Origin of the sequence: Neomesorhizobium albiziae (assembly GCF_900114255.1) — a bacterium.
Lineage (GTDB): Bacteria > Pseudomonadota > Alphaproteobacteria > Rhizobiales > Rhizobiaceae > Neomesorhizobium > Neomesorhizobium albiziae.
Genome location: NZ_FOSL01000002.1, coordinates 97,525 through 120,359 on the forward strand (window position 1 = coordinate 97,525; position 22,835 = coordinate 120,359).

Genomic DNA, 22,835 nt, shown 5'->3' on the forward strand with positions numbered 1-22,835 from the left:
CGGATTGGATCCGATAGGGATCGTGATGTTTTCTTATGGGTTGATGCGAGTTTGGAATGACCCTCAGCAGGAAATTGATGCCCGACCTGGTTTCGGTGCAGGCATTCGAATGCGCGGCAAGGCATGGCAGCTTCACCCGCGCCGCCGGTGAGCTGAACCTGACGCAAAGCGCCGTCAGCCGCCAGGTCAAGGATCTGGAGGGGCATCTCGGCACGCTGCTCTTTGAACGCATAAGGCAGCGCGTGGTGCTGTCCGAGGCTGGCCGGCGGTTCCTGCCGGAGGCGCGCAAGCTCTTGCTGCAAACCGAAGAAACGATGCTGCGGGCGATGTCTTCGGCCGACACGCGGCTCAGTCTCAGCATCGCCACCTTGCCGACCTTCGGCAGTCGCTGGCTCAGCCCCCGGCTTCCAGATTTCCTGCGCCTCCATCCCGGCGCGATCCTCAATGTCGGTTCCCGCTCGGCGCCGTTCGACTTCGAGGAACAGAGTTTCGACCTTGCCATCCATTATGGCCAGCCGGTGTGGGCGCATGGCATCTGCACCTATCTGTGCGGCGAATCCATCCTGCCGGTGGCGAGCGGCGCGCTGGCCGGGGCTTCTGCGATCGAACCTGCAGATTTGCTGGAAAAACCCCTGCTCCACCTCGCAACGCGCCCGAAACTCTGGTCGCGCTGGTTCGAGCAAGCGGGACTGGCCAGCGACAGGGCTTACAGGGGCCACCGCTTCGACCAATTCTCGATGATCATCGAGGCGGCGGTGGCGGGCATGGGCCATGCGCTTTTGCCGCGCTACCTCATCGAGCAGGAACTTCGCTCCGGCGAGCTGCAGGTCGTGCTCGACCTGCCGATGCAGACGGAGAACAGCTATTATGTGGTCGTGCCGGAAGCGAAGAGCACAAATCCGCTGGGGCAGGATTTCACGGCGTGGATCCTCGGACAGGTGACAAATACAGCCTGACGGCTCGTTGCCGAAAATTTGACAGGCCGCCTCGCCTGCATCATTTTCCCCATGTCGGCGGTATGGCGTTCTGGCCAGCCTGCGGCGCGGATGGAGTTTCGGCATGAGCGAAGTGCACCGGACCCAGGCGAAAGCGGTGAAGCGGCAGATCGCGGCGCGCAAGGCGGTCAAATCCTCGCTGGAGCGCCACAAAATGGTCATCACCCACAAACGCCACTCCAGTGACGGCATGTCGGCGCGGGTGCTGTTCGACGGCGAATATTATGATGTGAATGCGCGGTCGCTCGCCATGCTGCAGGCGGGCAAGACGCCTGGCGAACTCGGTCTCGAACCTTATGCGGGCGACGGCGAGTAGCTCCACCGAGAGCGACGCGGCGACGATTCCCAGACAGCTCCCTTTGCCATATCCGACCTGAACGGTTCCTCGCTGCCAGATGCCGCCCGCCTCCAAACTCCACGCCTATCGCGCCAAGCGCGACTTCACCAAAACGCGCGAGCCCGCCGGCCGCGATAGCGCCGACAGCGGCAACCGCTTCGTCGTGCACAAGCACCACGCCACCGCAGACCACTACGATCTGAGGCTGGAGGTCGGCGGCGTCTTGAAAAGCTGGGCGGTGCCGCGCGGTCCCTCGCTCAATCCCGCCGACAAAAGGCTGGCGGTCGAGACCGAGGACCACCCGCTCGAATACATCGATTTCGAGGGTGTTATTCCCGCAGGCGAATATGGCGGTGGGCCGATGATCGTCTGGGACACCGGCGTCTGGGCGCCGATGGACAATGTCGAAAAAAGCCTGCGAACGGGATCGTTCAAGTTCCGGCTGGCGGGCGAAAAACTCAATGGCGGCTGGATGCTGGCCCGGCTGAAGCCGAAACCCGGTGAGGACAACAAGAAGAACTGGCTGCTGTTCAAGGAACGCGACCTCGCCGCCGACGAGACGGTCGACATCCTCGAAACCCGTCCCGAGAGCGTCAAATCGGGCCGGCGCATCGAAGAACTGGTCGAGAAGCCAAGGCCCGTGCCCAACCCGGCGGCGCTGAAACCCGGTGCGCTTCCCGGCGCGGTGCAGGCGCCACCACCGGCCCGAATCGAGCCGCAGCTTGCCACGCAGGTGGCTGAGCCGCCGCATGGCGACGACACCGGAGAGACATGGCTGCATGAGATCAAGTTCGACGGCTACCGCACAGCGGCGCATGTCTCGAACGGCGCGGTGCGGCTCGTCACACGCGCCGGTCTCGACTGGACAAAACGCTACGGCGACCTGCCGGAGACGTTCCGCCGCCTGCCCTGCAAGGAGTGCATCATCGACGGCGAGATCGTCGTGCTCGACGACAAGGGCATCAGCCGCTTCGCGCTTTTGCAGGATGCGCTGTCGGCGGGCGCCGGCGACAAGCTCATTTTCTACGCCTTCGACCTGCTCTACCTCGACGGCTGGAACCTGACCAGGGCGCCGCTGGACGAACGCAAGCGGTTGCTTGGCCAGTTGCTGATCGGGCATGTCACCGGGCGCTCGGCCATCCAGTTCAGCGATCATGTGGCCGGCGACGGGCGTCCGCTTTACGAGCGGGCGTCGGAGATGGGGCTCGAAGGCATCGTCTCGAAACGCGCCGCCGCGCTCTACCAGTCCGGGCGTTCGAAAACCTGGACCAAGACCAAGGCGCTGCAGGTCGGCGAATTCGTCATCGCCGGCTACACCGTTTCGCAGGCAGCCGAAGGACTTGCTGCCCTCGGGCTTGCCGAATGGGTGGACGGCGAACTGCAGTATCGCGGCAAGGTCGGAACCGGCTTCGACGCCGAGACCGCGCATCTCCTGCTCGAACGGCTGGAGCCGCTGCGGGGGGGCGCGATCAAGCTCGACGGCGCCCCAAAAGAGATGATCTGGGTGAAGCCGCTGCTTTCGGCGCGCATCCACTATGCCAACCGCACTGCCGACAATGCGCTGCGCCATGCCGTGTTCAAGGGCTTGCGCGACGTCGAACTGTCGGCGCCGGCCGCAGCGCCGCGAAAGCGGCTGATCTCGGAAGCCGACCTCGCCACCATCTGGGTCACCAACCCGGAGCGGCGGCTGTTTGGCAAATCCGGCCCGACGAAGCTGGACATTGCGCTCTACTACGCGCTGGTCGGTGATTTCATGCTTCCGCACATCCTCGACCGACCGGTCTCGCTGGTGCGCTGCCCGACCGGCAAGCCGCAGGACTGTTTCTACCAGCGCCACGCCTTCACCGGCATGCCGGCCTCCGTCGCCACCTTCACCATCGCCAACTCCGAAGGCGAGAACAAATCCTATCTCTCCGTCGAAGGCGCCAAGGGGTATCTCGCGCTCGCGCAGTTCGGCGTCGTTGAGTTCCACACCTGGGGGACGACGCGCAAACGGCTGGAAAAACCCGACCGCCTCGTCTTCGACCTCGACCCCGGCGAAGGCATCGCCTGGCGCGAGACCGTGGAGGCTGCCGTGCACATTCGCGGCGAGCTCGAAGGCATGGGCCTCGTGCCCTTCGTCAAGACGTCGGGCGGTAAAGGCATTCATGTCGTGGTGCCCGTTCTTGCGAAAACTGCCTGGAAGAAGGCGCACCAGGTGACCGGCGAAATCGCCACGCGGCTTGCCGCCAGCGCGCCGGACACGTTCACCACGACGATGGGCAAGGACAACCGCAAGCGGCGGATTTTCATCGACTTTCACCGCAACGCGCGCGGCCATACCTCGGCTGCCCCCTACTCGCTGCGCGCCCGCACCAACCTGCCGGCATCGACGCCGCTCGACTGGAGCGACCTGGAAACCATCGACGCTCCGGAAGATTTGAACTATTCTTCGCTACCGGGACTTTTGGCGGCGTCTGGCGACCCCTGGGCGGAAATTGATGATTTCGCAAGGGAATTGCCGGTATTGTTGCCATCAGGGAAGTAGTCGTGTTGCCGCGTAGGAGACTTTCATGGCGCCCAGGGCTAGCTGGAAGGGTTATCTGAAACTCAGTCTCGTGAGCTGTCCGGTCCGGCTATATCCGGCCACCAGCGCCAGCGAGCGCATCAGTTTCAACCAGCTTCACAAGAAGACCCACAACCGGATCAACATGAAGCCGGTCGATCCCGAACTCGGGCTTGTCGAGCGTTCGGACCTCGTCAAGGGTTACGAATACGAGGACAAGCAATACATCATCATCGACGATGCCGACCTCGAGGCGGTGCGGATCGAATCCAACCACACCATGAACATCGAGGCGTTCGTCGACGAACATTCCGTCGATGTTATCTATCAGGACGCGCCCTACTACCTGGCGCCCGACGGCGCCATGGCCGAGGAAACATTCGTGGTGCTGCGCGAGGCGATGCGCAAATCCGGCAAGCTGGCGATTGCGCGCCTGGTGCTGTCGAGCCGCGAGCGGGTGGTGACGATCGGCGCGCGCGAAACCGGCATGTTCGTCTGCACGCTGCGCAACCCCAACGAGGTTCGCGGCACCGCCGAATATTTCGGCAACATCCCGGTCGGCAATCCCGATCCCGAAATGCTGCAGCTCGCCGAGGCGCTGATCAAGCAGAAGGAAACCGATTTCGATCCGAAGGATTACGAGGATCGCTACGAGATCGCGCTGATGAGCATGATCCGCGAGAAGCTGAAGGGCCACAAGCCGATCATCGCGGCCGCTCCCGAGCGCGGCAATGTGATCAACCTGATGGATGCGCTGAAGGCCAGCCTTTCGCAGGCCAAGCCGCCGGCAAAGAGCAAGAGCAAGTCCGGCGAGGCCGAGAAACCCGCTGAAAAGGTCGCCGCCGCAGGTTCCGGCAAGACGTCCGGCAAGGCCAGGAAGTGACGCTGGCTGCCGGCAGGACTTTCGGTACGGTCGGCGCGCTGGCGGCATTCCCCAGGCGGCTGGCGGTACGGGAGGTCGAGCGCCAGCACGGGCATTTGATGCGCGGCGTGACCCGCCGCACGACGGATATCGTCTTCGGCCGCACCCTGCTTGCCAAGACAGGAGAGTCCACGATCGAGACTCGCGTCTTTGCCGAGCGCAAGGCCGGGCGGCAACTACACAGTGAAAACGGCTTTCTGCGCCTGCTTGGCCTGATCAAGACGCCGGACGCTTCGGCGATGACCCGGCAATCGCTGCTTGATCAATCGCGGCTGGCTGTCGATGCGTTCGACCTCCTGTCCCTGTTCGACGCCTTCGAGCACGACGCCGAGCCCTATTCCTTCCGCGACCTCATCCTCGCCAAAAAATATGCCGGCTTGGTCGCCAACGGCGCCACTTGGAGTGCGATCGCGCGCTCCGTTCATCGTTACGGACCTGTCGCGTCGCTTACCGCCAAGTCGCTGCATGTCGGTGGTTCGGACGCCATCTATGCCCGCCTCGACCATGGCCTGAGCGAGCTGGACGGCCAGATGCTGTTCGATCTCGGCGCCACCGGCGACGCCGAGCTCGAAGAGCGTTTCGCGGAAGCGGAGGCCGCCGAGGAGGAAGGCCGCCATGACGATGCGGCAGCTCTTTACCAGCGCTGCCTGGCAATGGATCCGGGCGATGCGGTCACCGCGTTCAACCGGGCCAACTGCCTGCGCGCCGCCGGCCGGCAGGTCGAGGCCGCACATGATTATGCGCGCGCCATCAAGCTCGATCCGGGCTTCGTCGAGGCCTGGTTCAACCTCGCCGGGCTGATGACCGATCGCGGCCGCACCGATTCGGCACGGCGGCATCTCCAGAAAGCGATCGCGCTCGACCCCAACTACGCCGACGCCATCTTCAACCTCGCCAAGCTGGAATTCGACGCCGGCGATCTTGTCAGCGCCCGGCGCTGGTGGGTGCGCTATCTCGAACTCGACGCCATTTCGGAGTGGGCGCGAACCGCCGTGCGCGGCATCCAGTTCGTCGACCTGCATTTCGCGCAGAAAACGGCAAGCTGATGGGCAAGGTTTTCTTTCTCTTCGATGGCCCGGAAGACGCTGCCATCACCATCCTTCTCGCGCACGGCGCCGGCGCGCCGATGGATTCGGCGTCGATGGTCGCGACCGCCAAGGCGCTTGCCGCGGCCGGCTTCCGCATCGCCCGTTTCGAGTTCGCCTATATGGCGGCGCGCCGCTATGGCCACCGCAAGCCGCCGCCGCGCGCCGAAACCGTCAACCCGGAGTATATCGCGGCGGTCGATGCGCTGGGCGTCAGGGGACCGCTGATCATCGGCGGCAAATCGATGGGCGGCCGCGTCGCCAGCATGGTGGCCGACGAGCTTCACGCCGCGGGAAAGATCGCCGGCCTGCTTTGCCTGGGTTACCCCTTCCATCCGCCGGCAAAACCCGAGCAATTGCGAACCAAACACTTGGCCGGCCTGAAGACGCCGACGCTGATCTGCCAGGGCACCCGTGACGAGTTCGGCACCCCTGAAGAAGTCGCCGGCTACACCCTCTCCGACAAGATCAGAGTATTCTGGCTGGAGGACGGCGACCACGACCTGAAACCGCGCAAGAGCGTGTCCGGCTTCTCCACCGCCGACTATCTGAAGACGCTCGCCGAGCAGGTGGCGGCGTGGGCCAGGTCCATCACGACTTGAGCGTGCAGTTGGCATGAAGATCGCCACCTTCAACATCAACAACATCAACAACCGGCTTGACATCCTGCTTGTCTGGCTGGCTGTCGCCAAACCGGACGTGGTGTGCCTGCAGGAGTTGAAGGCGGCGCACAAGATGTTTCCGCAAATGGCAATCGAGAAGGCTGGCTACGGCGCCATCTGGCTGGGGCAGCCGACATGGAACGGCGTGGCCATCCTTGCCCGTGGCGGCGAGCCTGTGATGACCCGCAACGAGCTGCCCGGCGACCCGTCCGACGCACAGAGCCGCTACATCGAGGCGGCGGTCAACGGCGTCATCGTCGCCTGCCTCTACGGTCCAAACGGCAACCCGCAACCCGGTCCGAAATTCACCTATAAACTGGCATGGCACGAGCGTTTCAACGGCCACGCGGCAGAGCTTTTCAAGACGGGTCTGCCGGTGGTGCTGGCCGGCGACTACAACATCGTTCCCGAACCGCGCGACATCTACGCCAGCCGCTCCTACGACGACAACGCGCTGGTGCAGCCGGAAAGCCGCGCCGCCTTCCGCCGCCTGCTCGACCAGGGTTGGGTCGACGCAATCCGCAAGGTGCACCCCAAGGACACCGTCTATACGTTCTGGGACTACCGGCGAAACCGCTGGCAGCGCGATGCCGGCCTGCGGCTCGACCACATCCTGCTCAGCAAGAAGATGGCGCGGCGGCTGGTCGATGCGGGCGTCGACAGGGATGTGCGCGGCCTCGAAGGCGCCAGCGACCATGCGCCAGTGTGGGCCGAAATCAAGGATTAATGCAAGTCGCCCGAAAGTGTCCTCGGTTTCGGGAGAAACGACATGCACAAACAAGAACTTGCGGTACGGCCGCCAAATCCCATTCGGCGCGACGCGCTGTAAGTCAGCCCCGACCGCCGGCGGAACTGCCCTGAAGCGCTGTTTTCCGGCCCGGCCAGCGAAGGTTACCCTTCACCATGCGGGCAATGGGTTTTTCGACGAGTTCGTATGCCGCAGCCCCCAGCGCGACGCCGAAAACCACCCCGGCAACCACCAGCTGCGGGCTCGGCACCGAAAGCAGATTGCCGAACTTGACGACCACCGAAATCGCCAGCGTATGCCAGAGATAGACTGAATAGGAACTGTCGCCGAGATAGCTCAATACGGCGCTGCGTCTGAGCATGCCGCCGCGCTCGAGGATCAGCACGCCGGCGACCAGCGCGCCAGCCAGCGGACCGCAGAGCCACTCGTCGAAATCCATGCCGGTGATGCCGATGAGCGCAAATCCGCCAAGCCCGGCGGCGATCGCCGCTGCGCCGAATGCAGGCGCCGGCAGCCTGCCCGTTAGCCACCATTTGCCGATGAAGGCGCCGAGCAGGAATTCCAGCACGATCGGCCTGGTATATGTGGCAAGCACCGGGTCTTGAGGCGCAAACAGAATGCCGGAAAGCGTCAGGCTCACGAAAACGGCAGCCATCGCTGGCAGACGCCATCTGCCTGGCAACAGCAGCGAAAGCGCGAAGACCGCGTAGAAAAGCATCTCGTAATTCAGCGTCCAGCCCTGGACGAGGACCGGCCAGACCTGGCCGTCGCTTGGCGAGCGCGACGGGATGAAGAACAGCGAACCCAGGACGTGTTGCCAGGTGAGGACGAGGTTGGGGAACAGCCCGGCCAGTCCGCCCATGACCATGATCAGGGTGACGATCCAGTAGGGCGGCGCGATGCGTTTCAGCCGATCGGCCATGAATTTCGCTGGGGTTAGCGCCTTGCCGTCGGCGATGACCCACATGATGAAGCCGCTGATGACGAAGAAGACGTCGACGCCCGCCGCACCGATGGTGAAGTGGTGGCCGGCGCGCTCCGCCGCGTGGAAGACGACAACCGCCAGCGCCGCGAAGCCGCGCAGATACTGGATGCCGTAGAGCTTGTTCATCGGCAATCCTGCTTTCAGGCTTTGCCGAAATCGGCTTCGAGGCGGCTGAACACCGGGACTGGAATCGGCTGCGGCTGTTTCGTCGCCAGAAGACCGGCGGAGTAATAAAGCAGGAACGACCCGACGACGTAGGGGTTCATGACGTCGACTTCGAAGAAGGAGCGGACCGCCAGCATCAGGACAATGCCGAGCAGCAGGAACGATTCCTCGTTGCGCCGCTCCGTCAGCAGGCGCTTCAGATGCCCGCCGATGGCGCCGACCATCGTCACGACCAGCAGCACCAGCCCGACATAACCGAGCTCGACCAGCGCCTCGATATAGGTGTTGTGGAAATGGAAGCCGCTGCGTGTCGGAATATAGAATTCTTCCCACAGCCGTTCGGCTTCGGAGAAGCCCTGCACCCAATAGGCCTGGTAGCCGACGCCGACGAACGGCGCGTTGCCGACGGCCCTCAATCCTTCCGACCACAGATACGTCCTGCCCGTCAGGGTGGCGTCCTTGCCGAAAGCGCCCAGCACCAGATCGATGACGCCGCCATTCAGCGCGCCGGCGACAACCAGCATCAGCAGGATCAACCCGACCAGAAAAAGCATTTTCCGGCTTCGCGGCGCCAGCATCAGCACAAATGCGATGCCGGCACTTGCGGCAAGCGTCACGGCAGTCGCGATGATCGAGGTGGCGGATTGCGAGGCAAACATCGCGTAGCCGGAAAGCCCGCCAACACCAAGCGCCAGCAACCGCCACTGGCCGCGCATATGCAGGATGAAAAGTGCCGCGAAAGCGAAATAGACGCCCAGCGAACCGTAGAAACCGAGCTGGTTTTTCGACGAGAAGGCGCCGACGAAACTATAGCTGCCGTCGATGGGATCGTAATGGTACACGCCGAACAGCAGCGAATAGACCACCACCAGCATGATGCCCACAAGCGCGCCGAGCGTCAGCGTGCGGACGTCGATGGTGCGGGCGACGATCAGCGCGCAGACGATGTGCGAGAAATATTGCACGCTGGCGCGTGCCGTCACGCCGGGCGCGGCCGACCAGAAGATCGACAGGCAGGCAAACAGGCCGAAGCCCAGGATCCACCAGTATTTGGCGTAGTTGCCGAGAACCTGTCGGTAATTGACCAGCACCAGCGGCAGCCAGAGCCCGTAGTAGGCAAGGATCGAGACCTGGCCGAAGCGCGCCGAATAGGCGAAGACGAAAATCGAGATCGCAACCGCGGCGATGCCGAACCAGAAGTTCTGGCCCGGTGTAACCAGCAGCGATTTTGCGATCCTCATAGCGACCTGGCTCGATGTCGGCGATCAGTTGACCGCAGGCAACCCGGCAATGGTGACCTTGACCACGTCGCCCGGCAGCACCGGGGTGCCTTCTTCCGCGCTGATTTCGCCGGACTTGCCATCCGTGGTCCGGACGATGGTGAAAGTAGCCTGCGGGACGCTGTTGGCGGCGGCACTGCGGGCGGCTGCTTCCGGCGCCTTGGACAGCGCTTCCGCCATCAGGCCCTGGTACATCTCGATCTTCAGCGTCAGCCCGGCGATGTCGGCCTCGGCCTGCTGGCGCTGGGCGGCCAGTTCGGCGGCGCGGTCGTTGCCGAGATTGGTGGCGTCCTGTCCAGCCTTGTTGATATCCTGCTTGGCGCGCAGGGCGGCCGTGTCGAGATCAAGGATCTTGCCTTCCAGGTCAGCGATCTTCTGCTCGGTGGTCAGCACGCGCGAATTCACCACCAGGCCGCGGTCGGCCAGATTGCCGATGCCCTTGAGTTCCTCGCGCGCCAGCTCGATCTGGCGCGTCTGCGTCGCCGACTTCTTCTCCAGCGAAGTGATCTCGTTCTGCAACAGCCTCTTGAGATCCTCGATCGCTGTCAGTTGCAGCCGCATGCGCTGGTCGCGCGTCTGCATGATCGACGCCTCTTCGGCCATCAGCGCCTGGGCATCCTGCACATCCTGCAATTCTTTCGGCGCTTCGATCCTGTCCTTGCCCTCCATCTCGGCCACAAGCCGCGCACGCTTGGCATAGAGCCGGTTGCGCTCGGCGACATAGACATCACGGTTGCCCTCTGCGGTGATGAAGTTGCGCTCGACACCCTGAGCGCCCTCCGGGGTTCGCCGCAGCCCGCCGGCAAGGCTGACTGCTTTCAGGACCGTCAGATCGGGCGAATAGGGATACTGGCCGGGGGTCTGCGCATCGCCGGCGATGAAGATCGGGCGGTATTCGGCGAGTTCGACCGAAGCATCGGGCCTGTCGAGAAGACCGAACTTCTGCTGCAGCTGGTCGCCGATGGTTTTGGCGATCTCGGCGGTCGTCCTGCCGGCGGCCTCCGTCTCACCGATGAACGGCAGCGACAGCTTGCCCGAGGCGCCGACCGCGTAGTCGCCATTGATCGCCGCCCAATCGCGGAACGCGCCTTCGGCGGTCCGCCACTCGACGACGCGGATGCGCAATTTGTCCATGACACCGAGCTGGTATTCGGCGGCGTCGGCACGAAGCGGCGAAAGCATCAGGAAGAAAGCTGCAATCAGGAAAAAGGCCGCCGAAAGGCGGCGGGGATCCTGCAGTGGCTGGCGAGTTCTCAGTTCTGTCATCGTTACCAATTCCGAATTGGCGGCGCGCCCGATAGCGGGCCGGCGATCCGCCTTGCAAAGCGCGCGCTCAGTAGCTGCCGCGCGACAGGCAGACCGCCGGGATGGTCTTCAGGATGATGAGGACATCCGCAGCAAGCGACCAGTTTTCGACGTAGTGGCGATCAAACGCCACACGCGCCTCATAAGACACATCATTGCGACCGCTGACCTGCCACAGACCGGTCAGGCCCGGCCGCGACTTCAGGTAGTAGTGCGCCGCGCCGCCATACATTTCCAGCTCGTCAACAACGACCGGCCGCGGGCCGACGATGCTCATCTCGCCACGCAGGATGTTGATGATCTGCGGCAGCTCGTCGAGGCTGAGTTTGCGCAGCACGGCACCGACGCGGGTCACCCGCGGATCGTTCTGCAGCTTGCGCGTGGCCGCCCATTCGGCGCGGGCTTCCGGGTTGCGGCTGAAATAGGCGGCCAGCACCTGGTCACCGTTGCGCATCATGGTGCGGAACTTCAGGCAGTGGAAAAACTCGCCGTTACGGCCGACCCGGCGGTGGCCGTAAAAAACGGAACCGCCGTCCGAGCATTTCACCAAAAGCGCGATCATCAGGAAGAGCGGGCTGAGCAGGACAAGCCCCGCTGCCGCGCCGACGATGTCGAAGCCGCGCTTCAGCGCTCCGCCGATCGGCGGATGCCGGCGTGCGTCCATTTTGTCAGAGAAGGCCAAATTGACCGATCTGGCGGCATTTTTCATGACGCGGCTCCAGTGGATGAAAGATTGACATAAGGGTACCAGAAAAATTGTGCGCTGCAACATCCCGTTGGATGCGGGCGCCATAACCGCTATATATTTGCGATCAAAGTTGGGCGGAAACAGGTATATGATTCATATTTTGTGACGAAGTGATACAAACCGTAACATTGATGTCTACTTTGTGACATATGCAATTCTACATGTTATATCGTTTCGTTCCCGATATTTATCAAATTGATCCCACCATCTGAAATATATACTATTAAGACCTAAAGAAAATTTCCGGATATATCAGAAAACGATTGAAACAACTGAGACGTTTTCCTCATAACCGGAGGCAGCGTAACCAAGAGTTCGGTCGCGTCCTTGTTGTTTTCGGTTGCGCTGCAATATGTGCATGAATTGGCTTGCGAGACCGGGCGGCAACCACAGGACCGTAAGATTTATGGATGTGTTGCGCCGTATGGCTGGGTCCAATATATTCATTTTTGCCGTGCATTATGTTTGATCTCAGGCCGCAAACGTTGCAATCAGTTCTTGCGGGCGTGGCCGATTGGGCAACAATGGCGCGTGCCTGAATGGGGAGGCATTCTGAGATGACGTCGCTGAAAAATATTTCGCGCGCGGACTAGCGCAGATGCCGCTTCCGCGTTTTCTGTTGGGCATGCTCGGCGTTCTCGTCGTCTTTGCGGCGGTGACATATGGTGCGACGCAATCCGTCTGGTCGACGTTCATCCAGACGCTGCTTTGCGCGGTGCTGATCCAGATCGGCTATTTCGGCGCGGTGCTTTTCATGGTCTGGCGCTCGAAGGACAGCAAACGGGACGAAGCGCAACGCGCGCCAAATCCGACCGACGAAAATCCCGCGGCGAAGGTGCCGCCACTGCCCGGCACGCAGCGTCCCCGCCACTTCTGATTGGTCCTCAAATCTGCCGATATGATTCGCATTCTGAGCACTCAGACAATGCGTTTCTTCTGACTGGACAGAAATCCGCCGCACTCTGGCGTTTGATGCTGGCGCTTCGAACCGCCGGCGCCTGGCCGGCATTCGTCAATGCTGGATGAGGCGTCGCGCTTCGGCGGACGGCAAAGGTGCGACTTGGTTGCTTCAGGGGAAAACGCGGTCTGCGTGATCATCGCTGCGATGAATGCTTCGGCGACAATCGGCGCGGCGGTGCGCTCCGCCTTGCGCGAACCGGAGGTTACGGAGGTGGTGGTCGTCGACGACGGATCGTCCGACGGCACCGCCGAGGCTGCAATGGCTGCTGGCGATGGCTCGGGTCGGCTAAAAATCATCAGGCTGGAGACGAACAAAGGCCCGTCCTTTGCCCGCAACCAGGCAATCGCGGCGTCCACAGCGCCCCTGATCGGCATTCTCGACGCCGACGACTTTTTCCTCGAAGGCCGCTTCCGCAACCTGCTGCAGGACAATGACTGGGATTTCATCGCCGACAACATCGTCTTCATTGAAGAAGGCCGGGCTGAACCGGCTGTGCAGGAAATCCAGCGCTTCGCGGCGGAGCCGTTCTTTCTCGACCTCGCCGGATTCGTCGACGGCAACATTTCAAGGCGCGGCGCCGAGCGCGGCGAGATCGGTTTCCTGAAGCCGGTGATGCGGCGATCGTTCCTTGCGGCGCACGCACTCAGCTACCGGGAGGAAATGCGGCTTGGTGAAGACTACGATCTTTATGCCCGCGCGCTTTCCAGAGGCGCCCGCTACAAGGTCGTCCATAATTGCGGATACGGCGCAACGGTGCGCCCCAATTCACTGAGCGGCCGCCACCGGACCGAGGATCTGAAACGCCTCTATGAGGCTGATCGGGCCATTCTCGGCGTCCCCAACCTGCCGCGAGACGCGGCAACCGCGCTGGCCAGCCACGAAAGCCACGTCCGCGCCAAATACGAGCTTCGCCGCTTCCTCGACATCAAGGCAAACGCCGGCCTTGCCGCGGCTGCCTTCCACGCGCTGGGAAATCCCGGCGCCATGCCGGCAATTGTCAGCGGCATCGCAGCCGACAAGTTTTCCGCCTCGCGCGCAACGCCGAAATCACCGACGCATGGCGGCGCAGGCGATTTCCGCTACCTGCTGCAGCCGGCGCAAGCCGTTCAGAGATAATCGCGCCGCACACCGGCGATGACTTCGAGGAACCGCTCCTTGCGGCGCGCCAGCACCGCGTCGTCGCTGAGCTGCGGCGCTGCCTTGCTTGCCTGCCAGAGCGCCAGCGCCGAGGGTGCCGCCAGCACCTGCTTGGCCATGGTGCGCACCGCCGACTGGCGCGGCTCCGCCCTGGTCATCACCAGGCTGTCGCCGCCGCGCTTGTTGGGATCCTCCTCGGCGCGCCATTTGTTTTCGAAGCGCACGCCCCAGAAACGCGCGCCCTTGTGCATCGCCTCGTTGCGCGACGACACCGGCACATGGCGCGGCCGGTAGGCCACTTCGACGGTTTCGGCCCAATCAGCCCACTTGAAGCCGTTGATTTCTTCGGAAGTCGTCACTGCCACCCATGGCACGCGGAACGCGTCGGCCAGGATCGCCGCGTGCATGGATTCGGCGATTACCAGCTGCGACTGCGCAATCGCCTTGATGACGGCCTTCGCCTCGCCGCGCGGATCGACATAGGTGACGCCGACGGTCTGGCAGACGGTCGGCCAGATGCTGCCGATGGTCGATTCCCAATGCGGCACGAAGATCGTCCTGCCGGTCTTCGGCAGATCGCGGAACTCCGGCATCTCGGCCACCATGACGGCGGGGTCGATGATGCCAAGCGCGGGGTCGATGCCGAGCTTTTCCGCCGTCCTTGGGCCGCGCACCGCACGGATGTCCCACACGCTGCGATCGCTCGTGTCCGGCAACGCGCCGTAGCCGAAGCCGCTGCCGATGACGAGTTTCTTGCCCTCCGCAGGCAGCAGCGCCCGGTTGAGCACGGTGCCGACGCCGACCAGCAGCACGTCGGGATGCACGTCGCGAAAACCCGGCAGCAGGAAATCCCAGAGCCAGAGGTTAAGGTCGTCGCCGAAATTGCCGTGATCGGATTCCCAGTAGAATGGGGTCATGAATGCCTCTTTCCGGGCTAGAGCGGGAATGGGAGCGGCCGCCTAGTCGGCAACCGGCCGTCATCCTCAGTAATTGTGTTTGCTGGCTTCCGAACCCGGCTTCGACCGGCCGGAGAGCTTGCCGGCGGCCAGTTCGAGAGCGTTGCGCAGGATGCGCGGATCCTTCCAGGCCCATTCGGCGAGCAGGCCGAATTGCGGCGCCTTGCGGCGGCGCACCAGCCGCATCTGGCTCCACAGGGCCTGGTCGCGCGCCGTCTTCTTGTAGTGCGCGATCGAGGCGATATCCTTCGGTCCATGCGCAAACCGCGATTCCAGCCGGTCGAGGGCCACCCAGGTGTTGAACTGCTGCTTCAGGAACAACGGCGAATCGCTGTCCATGCCGTGGAAGATGTTGATGCCCTCGCCGCGAACGGCGCCGACGCTGTCGCACAGGATCGAACGCTTGGCGGCACGCACGCAGTCGTAGAAAAACAGCACGTCTTCCGCCGCCAGCCTGAGCGCTGCCTCGAAGCGGACCTTTCGGAACAACGCCTCGCCGATCACCATGCAGGAGAGATGCATGAAGCTCCAGTTCTTCAGCATCACACCGGCAAGATCGGCGACTTCCATATAGGGCGGCGCCTCCGAAAGCCGTGTCACCGCCGCAGTTTCAGCGAGTTCAGCCATGCCGAAGTGGTAATAGAAGTCTTCGCCGCCGGTTATGGAGGCCCAGTAACAATCGGCATCAAAAAGTGACATGCCGCCCACCGCATTCTTCAGGTGGTCGGGTGTCCATTCGTCATCGGAGTCGAGAAACGCCGCATATCTTGTGCCCTCGGCTATGTGGTCGAGGCCGGTGTTGCGCGCCGCGCCTGGTCCGCCATTCGCCTGTTTTATAACGGTAATCGAGGCCCGTTCGTCGAGCGACAAAGCTGCAAGGTCAGCGTCCGCCGGCAGCGGCGAGGCGTCATCGACGACGACGATATGGAAGTCCCTATAGCTCTGCGCGAACACCGATTTCAGCGCGCGAAGCAGGATTCCCGGCTCTTTTTGATAGTACGGGATCACAACACAACAGTTTGCCATTTTTTCGCGCCTCGTGAATTTTAAGAGAGCGCCGAGGCTCTCTTTCTCGCTCCGATGGCGGCCGTCCTGGCCACCGATGATTGCAAAGCTCCGCCCGAAAAGACTAACGGTGCCTGCCCATGCCGCCTGCCAATAGCCCAAAAATCGTGACAAACAATGTCGCCCGGAGCGCGTCCTGCAAGACCAGCACATTCGGGCTGAAGTTTGTCGCCGTGTCGAATCAGGCGCGGACATGCCCACCGGATAGACTGGCGATCGCCTTGCCCCATCGCCCGATGCCGGCGTTTAGCCGATCGATGAAATTCCTGAAATCCGTACACTGAGAGGACAATTCATGACCAACATACTCGTTGTCGGAGGCGCCGGTTACATCGGCTCCCATACCTGCCTCGATCTCGCCAGCAAAGGGTTCACGCCCGTCGTCTACGACAATTTGAGCAACGGCCACGCGGAATTCGTGCAATGGGGACCGCTCGAACGCGGCGACATCCGCGACCGCGCAGGACTCGATGCAGTGTTCGAAAAATACCAGCCAGCCGCGGTCGTGCACTTTGCCGCACTGATCGAAGTCGGCGAATCGGTGCGCAATCCCACCGGCTTCTTCGAAAACAATGTGTCGGGAACGCTGACCCTGCTGGCAGCCGCACAGGCCGCCGGTGTGGATAAACTCGTCTTCTCCTCGACCTGCGCGACCTATGGCCTGCCGCAGGCGGTCCCGATGGACGAGACCCATCCCCAGGCGCCGATCAACCCTTACGGGCGCAGCAAGTTCATCGTGGAGCAGATGCTCGGCGACCTCGACGCTCATGAAAACATGCGCTCGGTCGTGCTGCGCTATTTCAATGCCGCCGGCGCCGATCCGGAAGGACGCATCGGCGAGTGGCACTCCCCCGAAACGCATGCCATCCCGCTGGCGATCGATGCAGCGCTTGGACGGCGCGCGGATTTCAAGGTGTTTGGCTGGGATTACGACACCCGCGACGGCACCTGCGTGCGCGACTTCATCCACGTCATGGATCTGGCCGACGCGCACACGCGCGCGGTCCAGTACCTACTCGATGGGGGCCAAAGTACAGCGCTCAACCTCGGCACCGGAGACGGCACCACGGTCAAGGAACTCCTGTCGACCATCGAGGGAGTGTCCGGAAAGACTTTTCCTGTCGAATATGTGGGGAGACGTGAGGGTGATTCGCCTATTCTTGTCGCCGACAACGAGAAAGCCCGTACTGTTCTTGGCTGGCAGCCGCGGTATAATCTGACGGGCATTATCGAAACGGCTTGGAATTGGCATATTTCCGATGGGGGGCGCGAGCGGTCGGCGGCTTAGCTCTCCAACCAACCGAGAGGTGGACCGATGCTAGGTTTTCGGACCAGAAACCCCGACCGGGACCGCGAGACCGACGCAGCCCGCATCCAGAAGCTGCGCCAGGCCCTGTTCGATGTGCGCAGTGAGCTGGAAGGAGAGAAGGTCGGTCTCCAGGGGCGCTACGAAACCGCCTCGGCGGACGCCGCGTTTTCGCAGCAGGCCATGGAAGAGGGCCGCGGCAGTCCCGAGATATCGACCCGCATCGACGACCTCACCACGTCGCTGATCAACTATTCCCGCCGCATCGCCACACTTGACCGGCAGAGCGCCTTCATCGGCGAAATGCTTGTTAAACTGGAGGGTTACCCAGGTGGCGGAGAGGCCCGCCGGCGCCAAGCCGCCCCGCGGGAGGGCTCGGGTTAACACCGCTCATAAAAAGTTACCAGCTTGATAAGAGGATTATGATCGGGCGTCACATTCTGATCTCCTGTCTGGCGTAGTGCAGCGCAACATTCGCACTGACCGAAGACACGGCACCATTGGGTGCAGTCAGGAGACAAGGTGACAGACCGCGTGATTTTTGTACCGGCCGCCCCGGCCCTTTCGATACGTTCCTCCCTTGGGCATTTCTTCGTTGGCGCCTGCGCCATCGTGGCGATCGCGGGTGTGACCACGTCTCCGGCCGGTGCCGAGACCGCCGCCAAGCCGAAATCCTTCGTCGAGAATTTCGACAAGCTCGACCGCAAGCGCTGGTTCATTTCCGACGGCTGGACCAATGGCGACCATCAGAATTGCACCTGGTCCAAGGAGCAGGTCTCGGTGGGTGGCGGCGTTGTCAAGCTCGGTTTCGCCAAGCAGAAGCTGAAGGACCGCGACTATATCTGCGGCGAAATCCAGACCAACAAGCGTTTTGGCTATGGCGTCTATGAAGCACGCTTCAAGGCCGTCCCGGGTTCAGGGCTAAACACTGGATTTTTCAGCTATATCGGCCCGGTCCACAAGCAGCCGCACGACGAGATCGACTTCGAGGTGCTGGGCAAGGACCCATCCAAGGTGCAGCTCAACCAGTACGTCAACGGCAAGAGCGTCGGCGGCGAAAAGTTGGTTGACGTTCCCGGCGGCGCCGAGCAGGGCTTCAACGACTATGCCTTCGTCTGGGAGAAGGACCGCATCCGCTGGTATCTGAACGGCGAATTGGTCGGCGAGGAAACCGACCCGGCGAAACTGCCGAGCCACCCCTCGAAAATCTATCTCAGCCTGTGGGGTAGCGACACGCTGAAAGACTGGATGGGCACGTTTGCCGACCCCGGCACAGGCGTCGCGGCGGAGATCGACCGCGTCGCCTTCACGGCGCCGGGGGAGCCATGCCAGTTCCCGGAATCGGTCGCCTGCAAGGTGGAACTCAACGTTTCGCAGTAGCGCTAGCCAGGCCGTCCGCAAATCACGCCAGCGCGGCCATCTTCGGCATCGCGTCAAATTGCTACATCGCAGCATATTTTGTTGCGATGCAACATGGCCTGTAATAGCCTCCTGTGAGGGGCCAGAGACCAAAGCTTTTATGCTGCACATTCTGTACCTTGTTCATGACCTAGCCGAGCCTGCGGTGCGCCGCCGGGTATTGATGCTGCAAGCCGGAGGCAGCCGCGTCACGCTGGCCGGCTTCCGGCGCGGCGACAACCCGCTGGCGGCGGTCGAAGGGGTGACGCCGCTCGATCTCGGCGCAACGCGCGACGGCAAGTTCGCTCAGCGCCTCAAGGCCGTCGGCCATGCGGCGTTCTCGCTCGCCGCCACGTTGCGCGGCGTCTCCAGGCCAGACGTCATCGTGGCACGCAACCTCGAAATGCTGGCGCTCGCCAACCGCGCCAGCACGCTGTTTGGCGGCGACGTGCCGATCGTCTACGAATGCCTCGACATTCACCGGCTGTTGCTACGCGGCGATGCGGTCGGCAAGACGCTGCGTCATGCGGAGCGACGGCTCGGCCGCAAGGCTCGCCTTCTCATCACCAGTTCGCCGGCCTTCATCGAAAACTATTTCCTGCCTTACGGACAGATCGACACGCCGGTCCTGCTTCTGGAAAACAAGGTGCTGACGCTCGGCCAGAAGATGCACCGGCCGGCGCGGCCGGCCGAGCCTCCCCAGCCGGGTATGCCATGGAAGATCGGCTGGTTCGGCGCCTTGCGCTGCCGCCGCTCGCTGGAATTGCTGGCGCAGTTTTCGCGGCGCATGGAGGGCAGGTTCGAGATCGTGTTGCGCGGCCGGCCCGCTTACACGGAGTTCGCGGATTTCGACAGCTTCGTCGCTGCCGAACCGTTCATGGATTTTCATGGACCTTACCGCAATCCGGAGGACCTCGCCGATATCTACGGACAGGTGCATTTCTCCTGGGCGATCGACTTCTTCGAGGCGGGGCTGAATTCAAGCTGGCTGTTGCCCAACCGGCTCTACGAAGGCTGCCGTCACGGCGCGGTCCCGATCGCCATGCGCGATGTCGAGACCGGCCGCCTGCTGGCCCGCCACGCAATGGGCGCGCTGCTTTCGGAACCATCGGCGGATGCGCTGGTTTCGTTGATCGGCGGCATCAGCGCGGACGCCTATCGCGGCCTTTCGCGTTCGGTGACGGCCGAAGATCCCAAGAACTGGATCTGCGACGAAGACGACTGCCGCGCGCTGGTCGCAAGACTTGCTGCACTGGCGGGCGGACCGCGCCAGGCCGCACCGATCCAGGTGGCGGCATGACAGAAACGAGGACAATCCCGATGGGCTCCGACAATTCGGCGAAAAAGCGCAGCATGGTGATCGTTCCGTGCCTCAACGAAGCCAGCCATATCGGCATGCTGATCGAGCGGCTGGGCGGTGCGGTCGAAGCGCTCGACATGCAGCTGATCGTCGCCGATGGCGGCAGCACCGACGGCACCAGGGAGATCGTCCGGCGCATCGCCGAACGGAACCCCCGCGTCTTCCTGCTTCACAACGACAAGAAGATCCAGAGTGCGGCGATCAATCTGGCGGTCGAGGAATTCGGCGACGGCCACGACTATTTCATCCGCATCGATGCGCATGGCGACTATCCCGCCGACTATTGCGAACGGCTGGTCGAGGAGGCGGTCGCCACGGGCGCCGACTCGGTCGTCGTGGCGATGGCGACGGAAGGCTTCGGGCTGTTCCAGAAGGCCACCGCCGTGGCGCAGAACTCGCCGCTCGGCAATGGCGGCTCGAAGCACCGGAAGGGGGCGGCGGGCCACTGGACCGACCATGGCCATCATGCGCTGATGTCGATCGCCGCTTTCCGCGCCGTCGGCGGTTACGACGAGAGCTTCAGTCACAACGAGGATGCAGAGCTGGACTACCGGCTCTGCGCCGCCGGTTTCCGCATCTGGATGACCGACAAGACGGTGATGACCTACTATCCGCGCGCTTCGGTCGGCGGGCTGTTTCGCCAGTATCTCAATTATGGCCGCGGCCGCGCCAAGAACATCCTCAAGCACCGGGCTGTCCCGAAACTGCGCCAGATGGTGCCGCTTATGGTGGCGCCGGTGGTGGCGGGCGCCTCGCTCGCCGTGCTCAGCTGGGCGGCTTTCGTGCCTGTCGGCGCCTGGATGGCTGCCTGCGTCGGCTACGGCGTCTGGATGGCCGTCGGTCACCGCAATCCCTACGGGCCGCTGGCGGCCTTTTCGGCGATGGTCATGCACTTCGCCTGGTCGGCGGGATTCTGGATGCAACTGCTCGATTTCCGCAGGCGGGAAACCACATGACCGGCATTTCCAAACGCCAAGCCACGGGGCTGCGGGTCGACATCGGCATCTGCACCTACCGCCGCGCCGAACTTGACGACACGCTGCGCTCGGTGGCCGGCCTCAAGGCGCCTGTGGGGGTGACGGTCAGGGTGATCGTCGCCGACAACGACGTGGAGCCGAGCGCCAGGCAGCGTGTCGAACGGGCGCGCGCCGATGTGCCGTTCGAGATCGTCTATGTGCATTGCCCGGCATCGAACATATCGATCGCCCGCAATGCATGCCTCGACAATGGCAGTGGCGATTTCCTGGCCTTCGTCGATGACGACGCGACCTGCTCGGCCGAATGGCTGTCGGAGCTGCTCGACACGGCCGAAGAAACCGGCGCCGATGCGGTGCTGGGCCCGGTGCGCGCGCTATATTCCGACGCCGCACCCGCCTGGATGAAGCAGGGCGACTTCCATTCGACGCGCCCGGTCTTCGTGGGCGGCGAGATCCGCACCGGCTATACCGGCAACGTGTTGCTGCGGCGCACCGCGAAAGCCATTGCCGGCCGGCGTTTCAACCTGTCGCTGGGCAAGACCGGAGGCGAGGATACCGAATATTTTTCCCAGCTGCATGAAGCCGGCGGCCGCATCGCCTTCGCGCCGGAGGCCTGGGTGTTCGAGCCGGTCGCCGACGACCGAGCACGGTTTTCCTGGCTGACCAAGCGCCGGTTTCGCGTCGGCCAGACGCATGGCCGGCTGCTCGCCAGCAAGGTCTCGGGAGCGGCTGTCGCGCGGGAGTTCTGCCTTGCCGGCGGCAAGACAGCCTATTGCCTCGCGCTCTCGGCGCTGACGGCGTTTTCGCCCAGCCATCGCAACCGCTACCTGCTGCGCGGTGTCATGCACGCCGGCGCGGTGAGCGGGCTCGCCGGGATGAGCGAAATCCAGATGTACGGCCAGTTGGGGTCCACCACGCGATGAGCGACCAGCAGCCCGATGTGACTTTCGTCATCGCCGCCTACAACGCCGAGGCGACGATCGCGCGCGCCATCCAAAGCGCCTTGGCCCAGCAACGCGTCAGCGTCGAGGTGATCGTTGCCGACGACCGTTCGAGCGACCGCACCGCGCAAGTGGCAAGCGCTTTCGGTGATGAGCGGGTTCGGGTGGTGACGCTGCCGCAAAACCGTGGACCAGGCGGCGCCCGTAACGCGGGCTTTGCCGCGGCGCGCGGGCGCTGGATCGCGGTGCTCGATTCGGACGATACGGTGCGCCCGCACCGTCTTGCCGCGATGATTGCGCGAGCTGAAGCGGCCGGGGCCGAAATCGCCGTCGACAATCTGAAGGTGGCGAAGGACGGCGACGCGTCGCGCGCGACGATGTTCCCCAAAATGCTGCTGGCCAGGTATCCCGAAATCACGCTCGCGAATTTCATCGCCTCCAACATCATGTTCGAGTCGACGTTTTCCTTCGGTTACATGAAACCGATCTTCCGCCGGCAATTCCTCGAAAGGCACGGCCTGCGCTACGACGAGACGCTGCGCATCGGCGAGGATTATGTCCTGCTCGCGTCGGCGCTGGCGAAGGGTGGCCGCTGCGTCGTCGAACCGGAAGCAGGCTACGTCTATCACATTCGCGACGGTTCGATCTCCCGGGTGCTTGAGCTTCGTCATGTCGAGGCGATGCTCGCAGCCGACGCGGCCTTTCTGCGCGACCATCAACTCGACGCGGCGGCACGTGCGGCACAGGCGAGGCGAACGCGAAGCCTCGAGGAGGCAGCGTCGTTTCTGACGCTTGTCGATCACCTCAAGGCGCGTTCACCGCTGAAGGCAGTAGCAACGGCCCTGCGCGACCCGGCGGCGCTACGGCATCTGAAGATGCCGATCGCGGCGCGGCTGCGGCGGCTGGCGCCACAGCTTTCGGCGAGGAAACAAAACCACCAGGCCGGATGACAGCCGG

At 63.2% G+C, this 22,835-nt stretch carries 22 protein-coding genes; 16 read left to right on the forward strand and 6 right to left on the reverse strand.

Translation table 11 applies throughout. The features are described from left to right. The first annotated feature begins 56 nt into the window (after positions 1–56). The 7 genes from F3H98_RS04030 to F3H98_RS04060 all read left to right on the forward strand — a co-directional run bounded on the left by F3H98_RS04030 (position 57) and on the right by F3H98_RS04060 (position 7,273). Positions 57–956, forward strand: coding sequence for a LysR family transcriptional regulator (locus F3H98_RS04030; RefSeq protein WP_149758587.1), 900 nt, complete (start codon positions 57–59; stop codon positions 954–956). Between the two features lie 103 nt (positions 957–1,059). Then, positions 1,060–1,311: a hypothetical protein gene (locus tag F3H98_RS04035; RefSeq protein WP_149758589.1), complete on the forward strand. Its 252-nt coding sequence runs from the start codon at positions 1,060–1,062 to the stop codon at positions 1,309–1,311. A 79-nt stretch (positions 1,312–1,390) separates the two neighbouring features. Next, positions 1,391–3,859: a DNA ligase D gene (ligD, locus tag F3H98_RS04040; RefSeq protein WP_149758591.1), complete on the forward strand. Its 2,469-nt coding sequence runs from the start codon at positions 1,391–1,393 to the stop codon at positions 3,857–3,859. Positions 3,860–3,884: 25 nt separating this feature from the next. Further along, positions 3,885–4,760 (forward strand): non-homologous end joining protein Ku, encoded by an 876-nt coding sequence (ku, locus tag F3H98_RS04045; RefSeq protein ID WP_149758593.1) that lies wholly within the window; start codon positions 3,885–3,887, stop codon positions 4,758–4,760. After that, positions 4,757–5,845, forward strand: a complete 1,089-nt coding sequence (locus F3H98_RS04050; protein ID WP_149758595.1) for a tetratricopeptide repeat protein — start codon at positions 4,757–4,759, stop codon at positions 5,843–5,845. Before ku ends, F3H98_RS04050 begins: the two co-directional genes overlap by 4 nt. Next, positions 5,845–6,486: an alpha/beta hydrolase family protein gene (locus F3H98_RS04055; protein ID WP_188130318.1), complete on the forward strand. Its 642-nt coding sequence runs from the start codon at positions 5,845–5,847 to the stop codon at positions 6,484–6,486. Before F3H98_RS04050 ends, F3H98_RS04055 begins: the two co-directional genes overlap by 1 nt. A gap of 13 nt (positions 6,487–6,499) precedes the next feature. Further along, positions 6,500–7,273, forward strand: a complete 774-nt coding sequence (locus F3H98_RS04060; RefSeq protein ID WP_149758597.1) for an exodeoxyribonuclease III — start codon at positions 6,500–6,502, stop codon at positions 7,271–7,273. Positions 7,274–7,376: 103 nt separating this feature from the next. Here F3H98_RS04060 and F3H98_RS04065 read toward each other — a convergent pair whose 3' ends face one another. The 4 genes from F3H98_RS04065 to F3H98_RS04080 form a co-directional block, all read right to left on the reverse strand. After that, the gene (locus F3H98_RS04065; protein ID WP_149758599.1) at positions 7,377–8,405 is read right to left on the reverse strand and encodes an acyltransferase family protein; all 1,029 of its coding nucleotides are present in this window, start codon (positions 8,403–8,405) and stop codon (positions 7,377–7,379) included. 14 nt (positions 8,406–8,419) lie between these two features. Then, positions 8,420–9,685 (reverse strand): O-antigen ligase family protein, encoded by a 1,266-nt coding sequence (locus F3H98_RS04070; protein ID WP_149758601.1) that lies wholly within the window; start codon positions 9,683–9,685, stop codon positions 8,420–8,422. 24 nt (positions 9,686–9,709) lie between these two features. Further along, positions 9,710–10,990: a polysaccharide biosynthesis/export family protein gene (locus tag F3H98_RS04075; RefSeq protein WP_244621607.1), complete on the reverse strand. Its 1,281-nt coding sequence runs from the start codon at positions 10,988–10,990 to the stop codon at positions 9,710–9,712. 67 nt (positions 10,991–11,057) lie between these two features. After that, the gene (locus F3H98_RS04080; protein WP_149758603.1) at positions 11,058–11,738 is read right to left on the reverse strand and encodes a sugar transferase; all 681 of its coding nucleotides are present in this window, start codon (positions 11,736–11,738) and stop codon (positions 11,058–11,060) included. Between the two features lie 637 nt (positions 11,739–12,375). Between F3H98_RS04080 and F3H98_RS32265 the strand changes: the two genes are divergently transcribed. Together F3H98_RS32265 and F3H98_RS04090 are read left to right on the forward strand one after the other, a co-directional pair. Continuing rightward, a complete protein-coding gene (locus tag F3H98_RS32265; protein WP_149758605.1) occupies positions 12,376–12,654 on the forward strand; it encodes an exopolysaccharide production repressor protein in 279 nt (92 codons plus the stop codon). Positions 12,655–12,837: 183 nt separating this feature from the next. Then, complete coding sequence (locus tag F3H98_RS04090; RefSeq protein WP_425294808.1) at positions 12,838–13,854, forward strand: glycosyltransferase family 2 protein; 1,017 nt, start codon at positions 12,838–12,840, stop codon at positions 13,852–13,854. On the opposite strand, the gene F3H98_RS04095 is transcribed toward F3H98_RS04090, so the two are convergent. Together F3H98_RS04095 and F3H98_RS04100 are read right to left on the reverse strand one after the other, a co-directional pair. Then, positions 13,845–14,792 carry a polysaccharide pyruvyl transferase family protein gene (locus F3H98_RS04095; RefSeq protein ID WP_149758609.1) on the reverse strand — a complete coding sequence of 316 codons (948 nt, stop codon included), beginning with the start codon at positions 14,790–14,792 and terminating at the stop codon, positions 13,845–13,847. The genes F3H98_RS04090 and F3H98_RS04095 overlap by 10 nt on opposite strands. Positions 14,793–14,858: 66 nt before the next feature. After that, the gene (locus F3H98_RS04100) at positions 14,859–15,857 is read right to left on the reverse strand and encodes a glycosyltransferase family 2 protein (RefSeq protein ID WP_149758611.1); all 999 of its coding nucleotides are present in this window, start codon (positions 15,855–15,857) and stop codon (positions 14,859–14,861) included. Positions 15,858–16,191: 334 nt separating this feature from the next. Here F3H98_RS04100 and galE point away from each other — a divergent pair, with 334 nt between their 5' ends. The 7 genes from galE to F3H98_RS04135 all read left to right on the forward strand — a co-directional run bounded on the left by galE (position 16,192) and on the right by F3H98_RS04135 (position 22,828). Beyond that, complete coding sequence (galE, locus tag F3H98_RS04105) at positions 16,192–17,184, forward strand: UDP-glucose 4-epimerase GalE (RefSeq protein ID WP_149758613.1); 993 nt, start codon at positions 16,192–16,194, stop codon at positions 17,182–17,184. A 27-nt stretch (positions 17,185–17,211) separates the two neighbouring features. Then, entirely contained in the window at positions 17,212–17,586 is a 375-nt protein-coding gene (locus F3H98_RS04110; RefSeq protein WP_149758615.1) for a hypothetical protein, read from the forward strand. 225 nt (positions 17,587–17,811) lie between these two features. Then, the gene (exoK, locus tag F3H98_RS04115) at positions 17,812–18,582 is read left to right on the forward strand and encodes an endo-1,3-1,4-beta-glycanase ExoK (protein ID WP_425294815.1); all 771 of its coding nucleotides are present in this window, start codon (positions 17,812–17,814) and stop codon (positions 18,580–18,582) included. A gap of 139 nt (positions 18,583–18,721) precedes the next feature. Then, positions 18,722–19,900 (forward strand): glycosyltransferase, encoded by a 1,179-nt coding sequence (locus tag F3H98_RS04120; RefSeq protein ID WP_149758617.1) that lies wholly within the window; start codon positions 18,722–18,724, stop codon positions 19,898–19,900. A gap of 20 nt (positions 19,901–19,920) precedes the next feature. Beyond that, positions 19,921–20,916: a glycosyltransferase family 2 protein gene (locus F3H98_RS04125; RefSeq protein WP_149759283.1), complete on the forward strand. Its 996-nt coding sequence runs from the start codon at positions 19,921–19,923 to the stop codon at positions 20,914–20,916. Beyond that, positions 20,913–21,860 carry a glycosyltransferase family 2 protein gene (locus F3H98_RS04130; RefSeq protein ID WP_149758619.1) on the forward strand — a complete coding sequence of 316 codons (948 nt, stop codon included), beginning with the start codon at positions 20,913–20,915 and terminating at the stop codon, positions 21,858–21,860. The genes F3H98_RS04125 and F3H98_RS04130 overlap by 4 nt, the downstream gene beginning before the upstream one ends. Then, positions 21,857–22,828, forward strand: a complete 972-nt coding sequence (locus F3H98_RS04135) for a glycosyltransferase family 2 protein (RefSeq protein ID WP_149758621.1) — start codon at positions 21,857–21,859, stop codon at positions 22,826–22,828. Before F3H98_RS04130 ends, F3H98_RS04135 begins: the two co-directional genes overlap by 4 nt. Positions 22,829–22,835 lie beyond the last annotated feature (7 nt).